The sequence below is a fragment of the Nannocystis exedens genome (assembly GCF_002343915.1).
GTDB classification, from domain to species: domain Bacteria; phylum Myxococcota_A; class Polyangia; order Nannocystales; family Nannocystaceae; genus Nannocystis; species Nannocystis exedens.
The window spans coordinates 4,022,182-4,039,074 of record NZ_NETK01000001.1; the positions used below are offsets into that span (position 1 = coordinate 4,022,182).

16 protein-coding genes are annotated in these 16,893 nt (G+C 71.3%); 8 read left to right on the forward strand and 8 right to left on the reverse strand.

Features of this window, described 5'->3' with window-relative positions:
* The first annotated feature begins 205 nt into the window (after window positions 1-205).
* Together NAEX_RS15825 and NAEX_RS15830 are read left to right on the forward strand one after the other, a co-directional pair.
* Window positions 206-2,116 (forward strand): IgGFc-binding protein, encoded by a 1,911-nt coding sequence (locus tag NAEX_RS15825; RefSeq protein ID WP_100793000.1) that lies wholly within the window; start codon window positions 206-208, stop codon window positions 2,114-2,116.
* 106 nt (window positions 2,117-2,222) lie between these two features.
* Entirely contained in the window at window positions 2,223-3,041 is an 819-nt protein-coding gene (locus NAEX_RS15830) for a hypothetical protein (RefSeq protein WP_096328328.1), read from the forward strand.
* 3 nt (window positions 3,042-3,044) lie between these two features.
* On the opposite strand, the gene NAEX_RS15835 is transcribed toward NAEX_RS15830, so the two are convergent.
* From NAEX_RS15835 to NAEX_RS15845, 3 genes are all read right to left on the reverse strand, one after another.
* Window positions 3,045-3,899 (reverse strand): bile acid:sodium symporter, encoded by an 855-nt coding sequence (locus tag NAEX_RS15835; protein ID WP_096328329.1) that lies wholly within the window; start codon window positions 3,897-3,899, stop codon window positions 3,045-3,047.
* Between the two features lie 111 nt (window positions 3,900-4,010).
* Entirely contained in the window at window positions 4,011-4,817 is an 807-nt protein-coding gene (locus tag NAEX_RS15840; RefSeq protein WP_096328330.1) for a glutathione S-transferase family protein, read from the reverse strand.
* Window positions 4,814-5,098: a polyhydroxyalkanoic acid system family protein gene (locus tag NAEX_RS15845; protein WP_096328331.1), complete on the reverse strand. Its 285-nt coding sequence runs from the start codon at window positions 5,096-5,098 to the stop codon at window positions 4,814-4,816. The genes NAEX_RS15840 and NAEX_RS15845 overlap by 4 nt, the downstream gene beginning before the upstream one ends.
* A gap of 285 nt (window positions 5,099-5,383) precedes the next feature.
* Here NAEX_RS15845 and NAEX_RS15850 point away from each other — a divergent pair, with 285 nt between their 5' ends.
* Both NAEX_RS15850 and NAEX_RS15855 read left to right on the forward strand, forming a co-directional pair.
* Window positions 5,384-6,187 (forward strand): DNA-methyltransferase, encoded by an 804-nt coding sequence (locus NAEX_RS15850; RefSeq protein ID WP_096333629.1) that lies wholly within the window; start codon window positions 5,384-5,386, stop codon window positions 6,185-6,187.
* A gap of 104 nt (window positions 6,188-6,291) precedes the next feature.
* Entirely contained in the window at window positions 6,292-6,819 is a 528-nt protein-coding gene (locus NAEX_RS15855) for a hypothetical protein (protein WP_096328332.1), read from the forward strand.
* 157 nt (window positions 6,820-6,976) lie between these two features.
* On the opposite strand, the gene frr is transcribed toward NAEX_RS15855, so the two are convergent.
* The 4 genes from frr to rpsB form a co-directional block, all read right to left on the reverse strand.
* Window positions 6,977-7,531, reverse strand: coding sequence for a ribosome recycling factor (frr, locus tag NAEX_RS15860; RefSeq protein WP_096328333.1), 555 nt, complete (start codon window positions 7,529-7,531; stop codon window positions 6,977-6,979).
* A gap of 45 nt (window positions 7,532-7,576) precedes the next feature.
* Window positions 7,577-8,299, reverse strand: coding sequence for a UMP kinase (pyrH, locus tag NAEX_RS15865; protein ID WP_096328334.1), 723 nt, complete (start codon window positions 8,297-8,299; stop codon window positions 7,577-7,579).
* 98 nt (window positions 8,300-8,397) lie between these two features.
* Complete coding sequence (tsf, locus tag NAEX_RS15870; RefSeq protein ID WP_096328335.1) at window positions 8,398-9,051, reverse strand: translation elongation factor Ts; 654 nt, start codon at window positions 9,049-9,051, stop codon at window positions 8,398-8,400.
* 3 nt (window positions 9,052-9,054) lie between these two features.
* Window positions 9,055-9,966 carry a 30S ribosomal protein S2 gene (rpsB, locus tag NAEX_RS15875; protein WP_096328336.1) on the reverse strand — a complete coding sequence of 304 codons (912 nt, stop codon included), beginning with the start codon at window positions 9,964-9,966 and terminating at the stop codon, window positions 9,055-9,057.
* 407 nt (window positions 9,967-10,373) lie between these two features.
* Between rpsB and NAEX_RS15880 the strand changes: the two genes are divergently transcribed.
* The 4 genes from NAEX_RS15880 (at window position 10,374) to NAEX_RS53810 (ending at window position 14,679) form a co-directional block, all read left to right on the forward strand.
* Window positions 10,374-11,333: a hypothetical protein gene (locus NAEX_RS15880; RefSeq protein WP_143140606.1), complete on the forward strand. Its 960-nt coding sequence runs from the start codon at window positions 10,374-10,376 to the stop codon at window positions 11,331-11,333.
* A complete protein-coding gene (locus NAEX_RS15885) occupies window positions 11,330-12,052 on the forward strand; it encodes a hypothetical protein (protein WP_096328338.1) in 723 nt (240 codons plus the stop codon). Before NAEX_RS15880 ends, NAEX_RS15885 begins: the two co-directional genes overlap by 4 nt.
* 577 nt (window positions 12,053-12,629) lie before the next feature.
* Window positions 12,630-14,567 (forward strand): tetratricopeptide repeat protein, encoded by a 1,938-nt coding sequence (locus tag NAEX_RS15890; protein ID WP_096328339.1) that lies wholly within the window; start codon window positions 12,630-12,632, stop codon window positions 14,565-14,567.
* Complete coding sequence (locus tag NAEX_RS53810) at window positions 14,557-14,679, forward strand: hypothetical protein (RefSeq protein WP_256254051.1); 123 nt, start codon at window positions 14,557-14,559, stop codon at window positions 14,677-14,679. Before NAEX_RS15890 ends, NAEX_RS53810 begins: the two co-directional genes overlap by 11 nt.
* 421 nt (window positions 14,680-15,100) lie before the next feature.
* Here the strand turns inward: NAEX_RS53810 and NAEX_RS15895 are convergent, their stop codons facing one another.
* Entirely contained in the window at window positions 15,101-15,961 is an 861-nt protein-coding gene (locus tag NAEX_RS15895; protein ID WP_096328340.1) for a hypothetical protein, read from the reverse strand.
* Window positions 15,962-16,893 lie beyond the last annotated feature (932 nt).

Genomic DNA, 16,893 nt, shown 5'->3' on the forward strand with positions numbered 1-16,893 from the left:
TGGGCGCCTTCGAGCCACGAGCAGTTCACCTCGTCCACATCGCGTGACCGTCCGCGTCTGCATGCGCACGCGCGCTCTCTCGGCCGCGCTCGCAATCGAATGAATGGCGGCCGCTGGCGCGCGCGTGCGAGCCTGCGTGCCCGGCCATTCACCCTCATGGTATGACGCGCGGATGCTTCGCCTCCGCCGATACGCCCTGCTCGCCTTGCCCCTCGCTGTCGCTTGCAGCGACGACGGCACCCCCGTCGCGTCCGCCACCATCTCCACCACCGCCGCGGACACCACCGCCGGTCCGACCACGGACACCGCCGGTCCGACGACCGACACGCCGACCACCGGCACGCCGACCACCGACAACGGCAGCGAGTCGGCCACCGGCACCAGCGCCGCCACCACCGACGGCACCACCGACGGCACCACCGTCGGGCCGCAGACCACCACCACCGACGCGACCACCACCACCACCGACGGCACCACCACCACCGGCAACGTGTCGGCCAGCGAGACCACCGACTCGACGACGAGCACCACCGGCAACCCTGCCTGTCCCGAGGACCAGATCGTCTGCGACGGCAACACCGCCCAGGTGTGCGACGGTCAGGGCGGCTTCAAGAGCGAGGAGGAGTGTCCGGTCGCCTGCGTCCCGGGCATCGGCTGCACCGAGTGCGTCCCGGGCGACACCCAGTGCGTCGGCAACGACGTCCAGAAGTGCAGCGAAGGCGGCGCCTGGGAGGCCTTCGAGACCTGCGACGGCCTGCAGGGCCTCGCGTGCGACCCCAACGCCGGCGCCTGCCTCGGCGCCTGCGCCGGCCTCGGCCTGTCGTACATCGGCTGCGACTACTACCCCACCGTCCTGCAGCAGCACGACAGCTACATCAGCGGGCCCACCAACGAGTACGCCGTCGCGGTCGCCAACACCTCCGACCAGGCGGCCCAGGTCACCGTCACCCGCGGCGCCAACCAGATCACCCAGGTCATGGTCGCGCCGATGAGCGTCCAGTTGATCGTGCTGCCGTGGGTGACCCAGCTCGCGCAGGGCCAGGGCCCCTCGGTGCTCGTCACCGACGGCGCCTACCGCCTGCGCAGCACCCGGCCGGTCACCGTTTACCAGTACAACCCGCTCAAGGCGACCACCACCAACGACGCCTCGCTGCTGCTCCCCGTCAACACCTGGACCGGCAACTACCTGGTCGCCGCCTGGCCGACCTGGACCTTCGTCCAGAACCTCAACTACCCCGGCTTCTACGCCGTGGTCGCCAACCAGGACAACACCAAGGTCACGCTCACGCCCTCGGCCACCGGCAAGGTCGTCCAGGCCGGCGGCGGCGTCGCGGCCGACGGCAGCGGCGTCGTCACCCTCAACGCCGACGATGTCCTTCAGGTCATGTCGGGCCCCGGCGGCGACCTGACCGGCACGATCATCAGCGCCGACAAGCCGGTGCAGGTGTTCGGCGGCCAAGAGTGCACCAATGTCCCGCTCAACGTCACCGCCTGCGATCACCTCGAGGAGTCGATGTTCCCGATCGAGACCCTGGCCAAGGAGTACGTGGTCGTCCCGCCGGTGCAGGTCCCGAACGACCAGCTCGACAAGGCCCAGATCGTGCGCGTGATCGCCAGCGAGCCCAACACGACGCTGACGTTCAACCCCGATCAGCCGGTCAACAAGGTCCTGGTCAACGCCGGCGACTTCGTCGAGATCCCGACCACCACCGCCAAGTTCGTCGTCACCGCCGACAAGAAGATCCTCGTGTCGCAGTACATGGTCGGCCAGGACGGCGGCTACGGCACCAGCGACCCGGCCATGCTCCTGGCCGTCAACCCGCTGCAGTGGCGCAAGAACTACCTGTTCCACGCCCAGCCGAGCTGGACCGCCAACTACGTCGACGTGCTCGCGCCCAAGAACGCCAGCGTCACCGTCGACGGGGTCGCCGTCGCCAACTGGCAGGCCGTCGGCGCCACCAACTACCAGGTCGCCCACATCAAGCTGAACAACAACGGCACCGGCAACCACACCGTCGTCGGCGACGTCGGCGTGGGCATCGGCGTCTACGGCGTGCAGAGCTACGGCAGCTACTGGTACCCCGGCGGCCTCGACCTCGACGTCCTTCCGCAGTGAGCGAGGTGATTCGCGGGCGCGCGACCGCGCGCGCCCGCGGGCCGACGTAAATTTCTCGCGCGCCGCGAAGTTGACTGCGTCCGGCCGGCTCGCCGACGATCTCCGGGTGCATGGCCTGCTCCGCCTCGTCGCCTGTCTCGCCCTGACCGCGTGTGCCGACCGCACGCCGCCCGAGGACGACAGCGACAGCGACGGCTCGACCGCGCCGCCGGTCGGCACCACCGCCGCGCCCGACGACCCGACCGGCGACGATTCGGCCTCCGGCGATACGGCCTCCGGCGATTCGACCGCCGGCGACACCGGCGGCGGCGTACCGGGCGTCCACGCCGGCGCGTGCAAGCCGGTCGAGGGAAACACCTGTCCGATGGGACATACGTGCTGTTCGGACGATCCGGCGACGATTCAGGGCCTTTTGCCCAATTACTTTGATCCGGGCACGATCGACGACGAGATCGGCACCCCGCTGTTCTCCGCCGACAACAACGACTTCAGCGACTGGGGCTTCTGCATCGAGACCGGCGGCTTCCCCAGCCCGCTGAGCAACGGCTGCCCGGTCCCGTGCGACCCGCGCTGGACGCTCGAGCAGCGCGTCGACATCTGCGGCGGCTCGCAGTGCTGCCCGTTCACGGCGGTCGACCCGGGCAAGGACTGCATCCTCGACCCCGACACGGGCCGCTGGCGGACGGTCAACGGCGGCGACATCCTCCTGAAGCGCACCGAGTGGGGCGACGCCCACGCGACCAATCAGGACCCCCAGCTCGAGAGTTGCAAGCTCCTCGCGGGCGGCGACCAGAACGCCCTCACCGACTGCGTCAGGCAGCTCGGCGTCGCCGACCGGCGCGGCTACTGCTTCAGCGGCGAGTGCCCGTGCGTCGAGGACCTGTGCGACCAGAAGAACCCGGACTGGGTCCCGCGCTGTCCGTGAGCCTCACCCGCGGTAGCGCCACCACAGCGTCAGCAGCGACGCCGACAGCAGCACGAACAGCGCGTACAGCAGCGGCAGCCACAGCATCCGCTCGTGCAGGGCCGCCGGGAAGCTGGCGAGGATGATGCCGAGCGCCAGCGGGCTGTTCTGGATGCCCGTCTCGAACGCGATCGCCCGCCGGCCCGCCTGCGACACCCGGAGCAGCGCCGCCAGCAGGTAGCCGAGCCCGAAGCCGATCACGCCCAGCCCGATCGCCGCCGCGTACATCGCCGGCGACGTCTCGGCCAGCAGCGCCCCGTTGTGAACCAGCCCGGTGACGATGAGCAGCGCCAGCACGCCGATCCCGGACAGGCTGCCGACCTTCTCGAGCACCGCCGCCGCGCGGGCCCAGCGGGCGCGGATCGCCATCCCCAGCCCGAGCGGCACCAGCATCACCGCCAGCGTGGTCGTGATGTTGCCGTACGGCACCTGGAGCGCCGCGTCGGTGAACGAGCTGGCGTACACCATGAGCAGCAGCGGCATCACCACCACCGCGACGACCGTCGACAGCGCCGTCATGCTGATGCTGAGCGCCACGTCGGCCCGGGCGTAGTACGTGAACAGGTTGGACGTCGTGCCGCCCGGCGTGCAGCCGACGATGATCAGGCTGATCGCCTGGTCGTTCGGCAGGCCGAGCGCCTTGGCCAGGGCGAACGCGACGAGCGGCATCCACCCGTACTGCGAGGCCAGCCCGATCAACGGCCCGCGCGGGTTCTGCAGCACCGCGCGGAAGTCGGCCACGGTCAGCGACGCGCCCATCCCCATCATCAAGACGACGAGGAGCAGGGCCAGGAGCGCCTGTTCGAGGCCGGACAGCATCAGCCCGATGCTCGCACGCGAACGCGCGGGCGGCAACTCGGGACATGGCAGACTCCCCGAACTCGCCGTCCGTGGACGACCCGCCGCGACCGGCTGGGCCGGGGTGGCGGTTCACCCTGTCCCGGGAGACACGTCCGAACGGCCCTGTGCCCGCACCGGCGGACGCTCCTCGGCGAACAGCCGCAGCGCGAACGCCCCGGCCGGGCTGCTCCGCAGGCGCGAGGCCCAGTTTACGGTCGCCGGCGTCAGCGCCTGCGGCGGCACCGGGAAGCCGTACTGCGGGGCGATCAGCGCCGGCCCGCAGAGGGCCGCGAACGTCAGGTCGGCGGCGGTGAAGCGGTCGCCGACGAGGTAGCGCCGGCCGTCCGCCAGGGTCTGCGCGACCTCGTCGAAGATCTCGTCGAGCCGCGCCTGCGCGCGGGCCGTCGGCTCCGGGTACAGCTTGAGCCCGCGGATCATCATCGCCTGCATCGGCACCGCCAGCAGGCGACCGAGCCGGCGCTCCCACGCGGGTCCGGTCGAGGTCAGCAATTCTCGCGTCTTCCCGCGGTCGGTGAACATGTGCCAGTACGCCACGCGCCGCACCGCCGGCCCGAGCAGCGCGTCGAAGCGTGCGACCAGCCGCTCGACCTCGGCGCGCAGCGGCGGCTCCTCGGGGAACAGCTTGCGCGCCGCGGGCAGCGTCTCGTCGGCGAAGCGGACGATGTCCGTCGACTCGCACAGCACCCCTCGCGGCGTCGCCAGGGCCGGCACGGTGCGCTTGGCCCCGGCGGGGAGGGTGGCCGCGAAGTGGAACAGCGGCACGTGGTCGGCCTCGACGTACTCGAGGCCGGCGCGGTCGAGGGCCCAGCGGGCCTTCTCGCAGTAGTGGCTGAACCCGATCGTGATCAGGCGCAGCGTGGGGTGCGAGCGACTCACGACGCGGCGGTGAGCTTCTCGAGCTCCTTGCCCAGCGTCTCCTCGATCTTGCCCTTGAGCGGGGTGAGCATGAAACCGAGGTCGAGGTTGACGTCGACCTTGTTGTCGCTGATCACCAGCTTGCCCTCGACGCCGGTCCCCTTGACGTTGAGGGTGCGATCGTCGGCCCACGAGGTCTTGGCCTGGTACTTCTCCTGGAGCTTCGCGCCAAGGGTGGTGATCCGTTCCTTGATCACGGCGGGCTCGAGGGAGTGGTTGCGGGACAGGTTGATCTTCGGCATCTGCGACTCTTAGTACCAAAAAGCCCGCCGGTCCTGCAAACCGGGGGCGGCGCGGGCGCCACGGCGACCACAGGCTTTCGTCACAAATTTGGCCCGCAGGGCGGCCCCGTGGAATCTGCCGCCGTGCTCCAAAGCGTCAGCGCCACCGAGACCGCACTGCCTCCTTCGGACCTGAGGGCATCCGCGAGCCCGAAGGCCCCGGCTCCGGCCCCGGGCGTGCAGACGCCGCAATCGGGCCCCGCCCGGCCCACGAGCGCGCGCGCGACCACGCCGGCGCAGAAGCCCCTGCCGGAGCCGACCTGGCGCTCGGCCGACAACCGGGCGCGACTATACAAGGGCGACTGCCTCGAGATCTTGGAGCGCATCCCCGCGGAGTCCGTCGACGTGATCTTCGCCGATCCGCCGTACTTCCTGTCGAACGGCGGCACCACTTGCCGCGCGGGCAAGCGGACGAGCGTCGACAAGGGCGCGTGGGACAAGTCGAACGGCGTCGAGGAGAACCACGCCTTCAACCACAAGTGGTTGAGCGCGTGTCAGCGGGCGCTGAAGCCCAACGGCACGATGTGGGTCTCGGGCACCGGCCACGTGATCTACTCGGTCGGGTACGCGATGCAGCAGCTCGGCTTCAAGATGCTCAACGAGATCGTGTGGGAGAAGCCGAACCCGCCGCCGAACCTGTCGTGCCGCTACTTCACGCACGCGACCGAGACGCTGCTGTGGGCGGCGAAGAGCCGCAAGAGCCGGCACACCTTCAACTACGACCGCATGCGCGAGATGAACGACGGCAAGCAGATGAAGACGGTGTGGCGCCTCACCGCCCCCGGCCAGAAAGAGAAGCTGCTCGGCCGCCACCCGACGCAGAAGCCGATCGCCCTGCTCGAGCGCCTGCTGCTCGCGTCCTGTCCGGACAACAGCCTCGTGCTCGATCCGTTCAACGGCTCCGGCACCACCGGCGTCGCTGCCGTCACCCTCGGCCACAGCTACATGGGCATCGACCTCGAGCAGGAATACATCGACCTGACCCAGGCCCGCCTGCTCGACGCCGTCCCCTCGCTGCGCGAGCGCCCTGCGCTACAAGTCGTGCGCTGAACATGTCACGTTCGCGAGCGGCTCGTCTCCCTCGCGCCACGAGCACGACCGCTCGCCGGCGCGCGCGACAGATCGCCGGGCCCCTGGCCATCCTCACGGGTGCCATGCAAGCGCGCTCGCTGCTCCTCGTCGTGCTCGCTGCCTGCGGACCGCGGCCGCCCGACGACGGCGCGACCGTGGGCGACCCCAGCAGCGGCTCGACGACCACGACCGACCCAGCGCCCACGACGGGCTCCTCGACGACCACGACCGGCCCAGCGCCCACGACGGGCACGACCGACGACAGCGGCGACGCTGCGAGCGTCGATCCCACGATCGGCAAGCTCGACCTGCCGCCCTCGCCCGACGAGCCGCCGCCGCCGCCTGCCTGCGATCCGCTCCCCGACGTCCCGCCCGAGGCGCACTGCGAAATTTTGCAGCACGACCGTGGGTGGAAGTTCTTCTACGCCTGCCTCGAAGGCGCCGATCCCGACGCCTGCCCCGACGCCACGGCCGCGGCGGTCGTGGATCTGCTCGACGACTGCTCGCTGTGCGAGAGCGTCGGCGGGGACGCGATGTGCGGTCCGGACCCGCGCCGCCAGGACGCCTGCTGCTACTGGAGCTTCGATCTGGTGTCGATCTGCCCGCCGTGAGCGGCGAGCGTGCGGCGGGCCGTGCCGTCGCCGTGCCCGACCCTCGGATGGGCCGGCGACGCCTCCTTCGCGCCGCGAAATTGCCGAGGGCGGCGATCGCTCGCCGCCCTCGCCGCGCGTCACTCGGGACGAGCGACCTGCCCCACGGGACAGGCGTTCAGACCTCGGTGATCTCGGCTTCCTTCTTGCTCAAGATCTCTTCGGCCTGCTTGACGAACTTGTCGTGCATCTCCTGCACCTTCTCGAGCGCCTTCTTGAGCTCGTCCTCGGTGATCTCGCGGCCCTTCTCGGCCTCCTTGAGGAACTCGTTGGCCTCGCGGCGCGACTGGCGGATGGCGACCTTGGCCTCCTCGCCGAGGTCCTTGACCTGCTTGACGAGGGCCTTGCGGCGGTCGCCGGTGAGCGGCGGGATGGCGAGGCGGATCACGACGCCGTCGCTCTGGGGGTTGATGCCGAGGTTGGCGGCGTTGATGGCGCGCTCGATCGGGCCGACCATGTTGCGGTCCCACGGCTTGACGACGAGGAGGCGGGCGTCGCCGATCGAGACGGTGGCGCACTGGTTGAGGGGCATCAGGGTGCCGTAGTTCTCGACGCGGATCTCGTCGAGCATGGCGGGGTTGGCCCGGCCGGCGCGGACCTTGGAGACCGCCTTGCGCAGGTGGTCGAGCGCCTTTTCCATGCCGTCTTGGGCCAGTTCGAGTGCGTCGTTCATCGTCGTGCTCCGTCGCTTGGATAGGGTGGTTCGAGAGGGCGCGGGCTACTCCGCGCAGACCAGCGTGCCGAGCTCCTCGCCGCAGACCACGCGGCGGATATTGTCCCGCCCGAGCATGTTGAAGACAAGGATGGGCAGGCTGTTCTCCTTGCACAAGGAGATCGCCGTGCTGTCCATGACGTTGAGGCCGCGGGCCAGCACGTCGAGGTAGGTGAGGCGGGCGTAGCGGACCGCGTCCTTGTGCTTGTGCGGGTCCTTGTCGTAGACCCCGTCGACCTTGGTCGCCTTCATCAGCACGTCGGCGTGGACCTCCATGGCGCGGAGGGCGGCGGCCGTGTCGGTGGTGAAGTAGGGGTTGCCGGTCCCCGCCGCGAAGATGACCACGCGGCCCTTCTCGAGGTGCCGGGTCGCGCGCCGGCGGATGTACGGCTCGGCGACCTCCTTCATCTCGATCGCCGACATCACCCGCGTGTAGACCCCGCGCTGCTCGAGCGCGTCCTGCAGCGCCAGCGAGTTCATCACCGTCGCCAGCATGCCCATGTAGTCGGCGCTGGCGCGGTCCATGCCGGAGGCCGCGGCCGACAGCCCGCGGAAGATGTTGCCGCCGCCGATGACGAGCGCGACCTCGACCCCGAGGGCGACCACGTCCTTGACCTCCTCGGCGATCGTGCGCAGCACCTCGGCGTCGACGCCGTAGCCCTGCGCGCCCTGCAGGGCCTCGCCGGACAGCTTGAGCAGGATCCTCTTGTAGCGGGGGGCGGCTGCCATGGGGACCGTCTCTCCGGCCCGCGGGCCGGCGAAAAAGGGACATCGTCGCGACGCACATAGCGAGAGAGCGGGGGTCGCCCGCTCTCTCGCTCGCGTCTTCACGCCTTGATCTGGGCCGCGACCTCGGCGGCGAAGTCTTCCGACTTCTTCTCGAGGCCTTCGCCGAGCTCGTAGCGGGTGAAGCGGCGGATCTTGATGTTCTCGCCGAGCTTCGCCACCAGCTCCTGCTGCAGCAGCTCGATCGTCTTCTTGTCGTCCTTGACCCACTTCTGCTCGAGCAGGACGTGCTCCGAGTAGAACTTGGCGACCTGGCCGTCGACGATCTTGTCGACGATCTTCTCCGGCTTGCCCTCGGCCAGGGCCTTCTCGCGCAGCAGGGCGCGCTCGGCCTCGACCTTGGAGGTGTCCATCTCTTCACGCCGGACGCAGGCCGGGTTCATCGCCGCGATCTGCATCGCCACGTCGGCGCAGAAGGCCTGGAAGTCGGCCGTCTTGGCGACGAAGTCGGTCTCGCAGTTGACCTCGAGCAGCACACCCACGCGGTTGTTCATGTGGATGTACGAGGTGACCGCGCCCTCGGTGGCGATCCGGCCGGCCTTCTTGGCCGCGCCCGCGATGCCCTTCTTGCGCAGGTACTCGACCGCCTTCTCGATGTCGGCGTCGACCTCGGTCAGCGCCTTCTTGCAGTCCATCAGCCCCGCGCCGGTCCGCTCGCGGAGGTCTTTGATCATGTCGGAGGTGATCGTGGCCATGGCTCAGTCCTCTTTGTTGCCAGCGTCTTCGTCGGGGGTGGCGGCGGCCTCGGGGGCCGGCAGCTGGGTGCGGCGCGAGACGACCTCGACGCGCGGGCCGTCGCCGCCGGTGGTCACGCGGATCGTCTCGGGGACGTTGTGACCCTCGGGCTCGTTGACCGCGCGCGACTTGCCGAGGCGCGCGCCCTCGAGGCACGCGTCGGCGATCTTGCTGCAGAACAGCTTGATCGCGCGGATGGCGTCGTCGTTGCCGGGGATGACGTGCTGGATGAGCCGCGGGTCGGCGTTGGTGTCGGCGACCGCGACCACCGGGATGCCGAGGCGGTTGGCCTCGACCACGGCGATGTGCTCCTTGACCGGGTCGATCACGAACACCGCGCCGGGCAGCTTCGGCATGTCCTTGATGCCGCCGAGGTTGCGCTCGAGCTTGCCGCGCTTGCGCTCGAACATCAGCGCTTCCTTCTTCGTGATCGCGTCGTACGTGCCGTCCTGGCTCATACGCTCGATGTTGCGCAGCTTGTCGACCGACTGGCGCACCGTCGTCCAATTGGTCAGGGTGCCGCCGAGCCAGCGGCTGCACACGAAGAACTGGTTGGCGCGCTCGGCCTCCTGGACCATCACGTCCGCGGCCTGCTTTTTGGTGCCGACGAACAGGACCGGCTTGCCCTCGGCCGCGACGCTGCGGATGAACGCGTACGCCCGGCGGAACATGACCGCGGTCTGCTGCAGGTCGATGATGTGGATGCCGTTGCGGGCGCCGTAGATGTAGGGCCGCATGCGCGGGTTCCAGCGCTCGGTGCGGTGACCGAAGTGGACGCCCGCCTCGAGCAGTTGGCGCACGGTGATGATCCGCTGGCCGTCCGACATGTCGAGCGACTGCTGCAGGTCGCTCTGGGAGACATCTTGAGTGCTCATCTTCTTGGTTCTTTCCTGGCGTTGGGCCGCTGCCCCGATCCTCAGGCCCCGAACACCGCGGCCGCGGTGACGCCACGGGGCCCTCCCGAGGCATGTGTGTTGGTTGGGCGGGCCGTTTAGCACGCACCCCGGCCGCCGGGCAAGGCGCCGCCGGCACCGCCTGGCGGCGTCCTCACCCCCCGTAAACGCACTCGCTTTCACCGACGAAAGCCCTCGGGCTGCCCCGGGCCGCGCGCCCGAACGCGTGAGCCTGCTCGTCTCGCTCCGCGACTCCGCCGGCCTCGCGTCCCGGTCAAACCCGCGAGGCGCCGCTGTCCGCGTCTCACGCGATCGGACGGCCCTGTCCCTGCTCTCCGCGCCAATCGCGCTGATCGCGCGGCCCCCCCTGTGATATGAGCGCCTTGTCGATGTCTCGTCGTCCGCTCCTCGCCCTCGCGTTCGCTCTCGGCGCCCTCGGCGGTTGCTTCCTCACCCCGAACCCCCCGCCGTCGTTCCGCTACACCTGCAAGGCCGACAGCGACTGCCGCGTGCTCACCTGCCGCGGCGACCTGGTGGCGATCCCGGACGCCGACGCCGCCGGCCTGACGCTGGCCGAGAACTGCGACGAGGTGCTCGAGGCCGACAAGAGCAAGTTCTACGAGGCCCGCCAGGCCTGCCTCGACGGGCTGTGCGAGTTCCCGTGCGAGCTCAGCACCGACGTCTGCCCGGCCGGGAAGGGCTATAACCTCTGCTTCAACGGCATCTGCGCGACCGCCTGCGGCTTCGACGACGAGCGCTTCCCCGACCCCGACGCGACCTGCTCGGGCAAGCTGCAGTGCGTGCAGTTCGGCGACGACATCGAGCTGGCGCTGGTCGAGGACCTCCTCGGCGGGGCCGGCGGTGGCGGCGGTGGCGGCGGCGGCGGCGGCTTCCCGGGCGCTGGCCAGTCTCAGGGCAGCACCAGCATCGAGGACCTCATCGGCACCGGCGTGTGCGGGATCCGCTGCGACGCCGAGGGCGCGCGCGCCTGTCCTCCGGGACAGTACTGCAGCGGCGCGATGTGCCTGCCCGACTGCGCCCACGAGGGCGCCACCCCGTGCGCCGACTCGGCCCAGTGCTTCGCCTTCGGCGGGTTCTCGACCTGCATCGTCAAGTGCGACCCGGCCGGCGAGAACACCTGCGAGAAGGGCGAGGTCTGCGTCCAGGGCCTCGGCCTGTGCCTGCCGACCTGCCTGGGCGAGGACGCGACGACCTGCCCCGACGGCTACACGTGCAGCGAGGAGCTGGCGATCTGCGTCCCCGAAGAGCTGCCGACCAGCGACACCGACGCGACCACCGACGTCAGCGACACGGAAGCTCCCACCAGCGAAACCGAGACCAGCGGATGACCTACCGACCGCTCCACCGCCCCGCGGGCCCCGACGTCCCTCGCCGACTCCTGGTCGCCGCCCTGGCGCTCGGCACCGCCTGCGCCACGACCACGGCCGACCTGCCGCAGCCCGACCGCCGGCTGGCCGCGATCGGCAACGTCGGCACGCGCTCGAACTTCGAGATCCGCACGCTCTACGCCGCGCAGGACCCGACCCCCCCGGCGGACGATCGCTCGAGCAGGCGCCGCCGCCCGGTCACGCCGATCCTGTTCTACCTCGGCATCTCGATGGCCGTGGCCGCCGGCGTCGGCACGATCGCCACCAGCTTCGCCTCGTACGGCCTGCGCCGCAAGCTCGACGACAACTACTTCCAGGACGGCTTCGGCTACGACGACTACGACCGCACCGTCGAGACCGGCAACCGCCTCAGCAAGGCGAGCTGGGGCCTCGGCTTCACCGCGGTCGCCTTCGCGGCGATGGCCCTGATCTCCTACAGCGTCGACTGGGCCCGCTGCGGCCCGCTCGCGCCCAAGCGCCGCCGCGACACCGCCCCGCGCGGCCGCTGCGAGGAGTACCACCCCGACCACAAGAGCCCCGACGGACCGGTGGTCGTCTCCGCCTCCCAGCCCGCGCCCGCCGGCCCCGGCCTCAGCCCGACGCCCGCCGCCGCCCCCCAGAGCCCCGCCCCGGCGGCCCCCGCGGCCGAGGGCCCCGCCCCCGCGGCGCCCGGCAACTAGCCCCGCGGCCATGTCCTCCGAGCCATCTGGCCCCAAGGACATGTTTGAGAAGCCGACGCCGGCCGCGCGCCCGGGCATGTCCCCCGGGACGGCGACTGCGGTTTCGGACATGTCTTCGGGGACATCCGACTCGCCTGCCGCCGCACGGGCGTCCGCTCGCTCCCCCGCGCACTCCGGGCCAGCTTCGCTCGGCGCATCGGACATGTCCTCCGCGCCATCCACTGCCCGGCCACCGGGCGAGCCCGCCTCCGCGGCCGCCCGCCCCGGCTCTTCCGACATGTCCTCCGCGCCATCCGGCTCTCGGCTACCGGGCGAGCCCGCCTCCGCGGCCGCCCGCCCCGGCTCTTCCGACATGTCCTCCGCGCCATCCGGCGCGCTGCCGCCTGCCGAGTCCGCCTCCGCGGCCTTTCGCCCCGACTCTTCGGACATGTCCTCCGCGCCATCCGGTGCCCGGCCACCGGGCGAGCCCGCCTCCGCGGCCACCCGACCTGTCTCTTCGGACACGTCCTCCGCGCCATCCGGCGGTCTGCCTGCCGAGCCCGCCGCCTCCGTGGTCCCCCACCATGATCCTTCAAACATGTCCCCCGGGCCATCGGACTCGCTCGGCAACCTCTCGCCGCGGCTCGCGCTCGTCGGCGTGCTCGCGCTGATCGCCCTCGTCCACCTGCCGCTGCTCGGCTACCAGTTCGTCTACGACGACGGCTGGACCCTGGTCGCCAACGGCTTCCTCCGCGTGCCGACCGACCTCGGGCTCTTGTTCTCGGCCGAGGCCGTGGCGCGCCACGTCCCCGACGCCTTCCGCCCCGGCCTCGTCGTGTTCGACATGCTCGGCTACCACCTGCTGGGGCTGTCGTCCGGCCTGCACCACGCCCTGTCGATCGCCCTGCACCTGGGCGTCTGCGCCGTGCTGGTCCGCTGGCTGCGCGCCCTCGGCGCCCCCTTCGACCTGGCCCTCGGGACAGCCGGCCTGTTCGGCCTGCTGGCGATCCACGCCGAGGCGGTCGCCGTCGTCTCCTACCGCGAGGACCTGCTGGCCGCCCTGCTCGGCCTCGCCGCCGCCCTCGCCGCCTCGCGCGGCCGCCTCGCCGCCGCGGCCTTCCTGTCCCTCGGGGCGTGTTCGATGAAGCTCAGCGCCGGCGCGATCCCGGCGCTGTGGCTGCTCGCCGAGGGCCTCTCGCCGTGGCGCCCGCGGCCCCCGCCCGCGCGCCTGGTCCGCGGCGCCCTCGCGCTCGGCCTCGGCGTCGCCGCCGTCCTCGTCTACACCGTCGCCCTCTACGGCGCCCTCGACCCGTACGGCGCCGACAACCTGCGGGTCTACAGCCACCGCGTCGGTCTCGGCCCCGTGCTCGCCGCCTCGCTGCCGATCCACCTCGGCTACTTGCAGCAGATGCTGGTCCCGATCGGCCTCTCGCCCGAGTACACCGATCGCGCCGCCGACCTCCGCGACCCCGCCGTCGTGCTCGCCGGCGCCGCCCTGCTCGCGCTCGCCGGCTACGGCCTCGGCTGCGCCCGCCGGCGCCCGCTGGTCGCCCTGGCGATCCTCGGCGCCTTCGCCCTCGCCCTGCCGACCAGCAACCTGTTCCCGATGCCCAACATGCGGGCCGACCGCTTCATGTACCTGCCGAGCGTCCCGGTCTGCCTCGGCCTGGCCGCGCTCCTGCTCGCCGCCGGACGCTGGCTCTCGCGACATGTCCCCGAGGACATGAAGCTCGTCGCCCGCGTCGCCCCGCTGGCCGCCGTCGTGGTCGTCCAGGGCTCGGTGCGCGTGGCCACGGCCGCGGTCTACCGCGACAACTCGCACCTGTGGGGGGTGGCCCGTGAGCGCGCCCCCGACTCGGCCCGCGCCCACGCGGTGCTCGGCGAGTTGGTCGTCCGCAACGTCCCGGCCGACGCTCCGCGCGAGGACAAGGCCCTCGCGTTCGCCCGCGCCGAGGCCCACTGCCGCAACGCCGAGCGCCACGACCCCCGCTACGAGCTGCCGCAGCTGTGCTTCGCCCGTCTGGCCGCGGCCCGCGAGGACTGGGCGACCGCCTATCGCCGCTATCAGGCGGCCCTCGCCGTCAGCCCCGATCGCAACGCGGGGATCTTCGCCGGCCTCGCCGAGGTGAGCCTCGACCTGCCTGCGACGTCCGAGACGACACGCACGGACCTGGCCCGCCGTCACCTCGCCGAGGGCCTGGCGAGCTACCCGTACAGCCCGGAGCTGCACGCGACGGCCGGGCGGATCTTCCATCGCCTCGCCGACCCCGAGCAGGCCCGGTTCCACTACCGCCGCTCCCTCGACCTCGCCCCCGAGCGGCCCGAAGCCCTGCTCGCGAACATCGAGCTCCTCCTCGACCTCGGACGTCCGGCCGATGCCACCGAGCTCCTGCTCCGTGAAAAAACCGCCTGGCTCGCCGCCGATCCCGGCGATCGGACCGCGCTTGTCGCGCGGCACCGCGACGCCTTGCGGCTGTTCGAACCTTCCCTGATACTCTCAGCCGACCCCGTCGGAGTCTTCGCCCATGAGCCGTAAGTTCTTCTCCTTCCTGCTCCTCACGGCCCTCATGATCGCCGCCGGCAGCATGGCCTGTCTGCAGACCGTCGAAGAGTTCGACAAGCAAGACGAGACCGACGGCGCCACCTAGCCGCTCCGCCCCTCGCAAACCCACCTGACGCTCGGGACAGGTCGCCCCTTCCGCGACCCCCGAGCGTCGAGTCTTTTAATAAGTAATTGGGGGTCGTCGGCACGCGAGGTCGCGCCCTGCCCGGCTTCGCCTCAGCGTTTCTGACGAGGCCGCGACTTGCGCGGCCCCGCGAGTCTCGAGGCTCGAGGCCGTGACCTCCTGTCCGGACGGCGGACGAGACTCACGCGATCGAGGATCGAGCTCCCTGGGCGAGCCATGGATCCGACCGGGCTGGGCCGCAACAGGTCCGTCGCCAGCGAGCGCGGCTGGCACCTTGGATCGCGGCCGGTGCCGCGACAGACAGGACACGGGATGATGACGGGGTGACGCCCCTCTCCGCATTGCCGGAGGCTACGGAGGTCGCTGGGAGCGCCGCGTCCGCTCACCACCCGTGGGCGGCGAACAGCCCCGGGCCCTGGACCGAGACCACCTCCCGGCGCTGCTCGTCGCGGTGGCAGTGGGCAGCGCAGCCGCAGGCGTCGAGGCGCATCCCGTGGCGCTCGGCCAGGCCCTTGAGGCCCTCGACCAAAGCGCCGGTGGCCTGGGCCGTCAGGCGCCAGCCGGTGCTGGTGGGGGCGGCGTCGCGGCTCTGGGCGGCCGGGGGCACGCCGTAGCGGCGCAGCACCGAGGTCATCGTGTCGGCGTCGAGCACCGCGGACAGCGCCTGGATCCGGGCCGGAGTGAGGCGGCCGGGCACGAAGTGGAGGTCGCGCAGCTCGGCCGCGGCGATGTGGCGGAGCAGCGGCTCGAAGTCGGGCCCGAACGGGCGGTCGTGGAGCCCCGCGAGCAGCGGCCCCAGGTGGACCGAGACCGGCACCCCGAGGCGGCGGAGGTACTGGGCCTGGAGCAACAGCGCCGGCGCAGCTTCCGCCTCGGCGCCCAGGAGAGCCCGCTGGATCTCCACCTTCTGGTGCGCGATCTCGTACGCCACCGAAGCCTGGCAGTCCTTCGCCCGCAGGACCAGGGAGCGGGCCAGGGTGGCCGGGCTGCGGAGGATCACCCGGCGGCCGTGGGCCGTCAGCCAGCGCAGCGCCGGCTCGGCCCAGCTCGCGTCCTCGCGCCGGGCCAGGCGCAGGGTCACCACCGTGACGCGCTCGCCCCGCGCCTCGAACTCGGCGAGCAGACCGGCCAGAGCCAGCTCCGGCGAGGCCGAGGGCACCGGGGCGCCTGCCCGGCTGCCGAGGATCACGTGCAGGCCGGTGCAGGACGACAGGACTTGCAGGGTGGTGAATCCGGAACTCATGGTCAGCTTGCTCGCCTGTTCAGTAAAGTGCGCCTGGCGAGCAGTGGGGTCAATGCAGCGCGTGATCTGGTTCAGATCAAGCGCGCGGCCGCGGGCGCAGCTCCGACCCAGGAATTCCCTGATCTGCGCGCGAAATTGGCCCCAGCGATGGCGCCGATGGGCACACTTTCGAGCAGCACTGGCCGGTCCCTCTCCTGCCGGGAGGCGGCTGCCGGCAGCATTTCGGACGCTCCCTCTCAGCGGGTCGCCGCCGCCATCGGCCTCACGGAAGTCGCCGCCGATCACGACTGCGGCACCTCACGGAGCGGACAGCTGCCGGGAAACCTGTCCTTTCGGGCAGCTTCAGTCGTGCCCCCGCGAGCCGCGCTGAGGCTGCCATCGACGAGGTCGAGCGCTGACGAGCGGAACCTCGGCGCCACGGCCGAGCGCTTCCTTGCGACCGTGAGCAGAACGGCCGCGGCTCCAGCCGGGCGCGATTCAGCGGCCGAAGCCCCGAGGCTGACGCGAGCTCGTCGGATCGGCCGACGCAAGTCCCATGAGCTCGTGTCCCGCGTCCGGCGCCCCGAGGACTGACGCGAGTTCGCCGGATCTGCTGACGCAAGTCCCATGAGCTCGTGTCCCGCGTCCGGCGCCCTCGAGGATTGACGCGAGTTCGTCGGTCGCCTCGTCGCCGAGACTCGCGGGTCTGCGGGCGCGAGTCCCATGAGCTCGTGTCCCGCGTCCGGCGCACTCGAGGATTGACGCGAGTTCGTCGGTCGCCTCGTCGCCGAGACTCGCGGGTCTGCGGGCGCGAGTCCCATGAGCTCGTGTCCCGCGTCCGGCGCACTCGAGGACTGACGCAAGTTCGCCCGTCCGCGTCGTCGTCGGATCTCGAGGACTCCCCGGCGAGAGTCCCATGAGTACGTGTCCCGTGTCCCATGGGACACCATCCC

Coding starts and splice junctions, on each gene's coding strand:
- frr (WP_096328333.1), bottom strand. CDS start 7,531: ATGAACGACGCACTCGAACTGGCCCAAGACGGCATGGAAAAGGCGCTC.
- rpsB (WP_096328336.1), bottom strand. CDS start 9,966: ATGAGCACTCAAGATGTCTCCCAGAGCGACCTGCAGCAGTCGCTCGAC.
- NAEX_RS53810 (WP_256254051.1), top strand. CDS start 14,557: ATGAGCCGTAAGTTCTTCTCCTTCCTGCTCCTCACGGCCCTCATGATC.
- NAEX_RS15890 (WP_096328339.1), top strand. CDS start 12,630: ATGTCCCCCGGGCCATCGGACTCGCTCGGCAACCTCTCGCCGCGGCTC.
- NAEX_RS15895 (WP_096328340.1), bottom strand. CDS start 15,961: ATGAGTTCCGGATTCACCACCCTGCAAGTCCTGTCGTCCTGCACCGGC.
- NAEX_RS15885 (WP_096328338.1), top strand. CDS start 11,330: ATGACCTACCGACCGCTCCACCGCCCCGCGGGCCCCGACGTCCCTCGC.
- pyrH (WP_096328334.1), bottom strand. CDS start 8,299: ATGGCAGCCGCCCCCCGCTACAAGAGGATCCTGCTCAAGCTGTCCGGC.
- NAEX_RS15845 (WP_096328331.1), bottom strand. CDS start 5,098: ATGCCGAAGATCAACCTGTCCCGCAACCACTCCCTCGAGCCCGCCGTG.
- NAEX_RS15855 (WP_096328332.1), top strand. CDS start 6,292: ATGCAAGCGCGCTCGCTGCTCCTCGTCGTGCTCGCTGCCTGCGGACCG.
- NAEX_RS15835 (WP_096328329.1), bottom strand. CDS start 3,899: ATGCTGTCCGGCCTCGAACAGGCGCTCCTGGCCCTGCTCCTCGTCGTC.
- NAEX_RS15880 (WP_143140606.1), top strand. CDS start 10,374: ATGTCTCGTCGTCCGCTCCTCGCCCTCGCGTTCGCTCTCGGCGCCCTC.
- tsf (WP_096328335.1), bottom strand. CDS start 9,051: ATGGCCACGATCACCTCCGACATGATCAAAGACCTCCGCGAGCGGACC.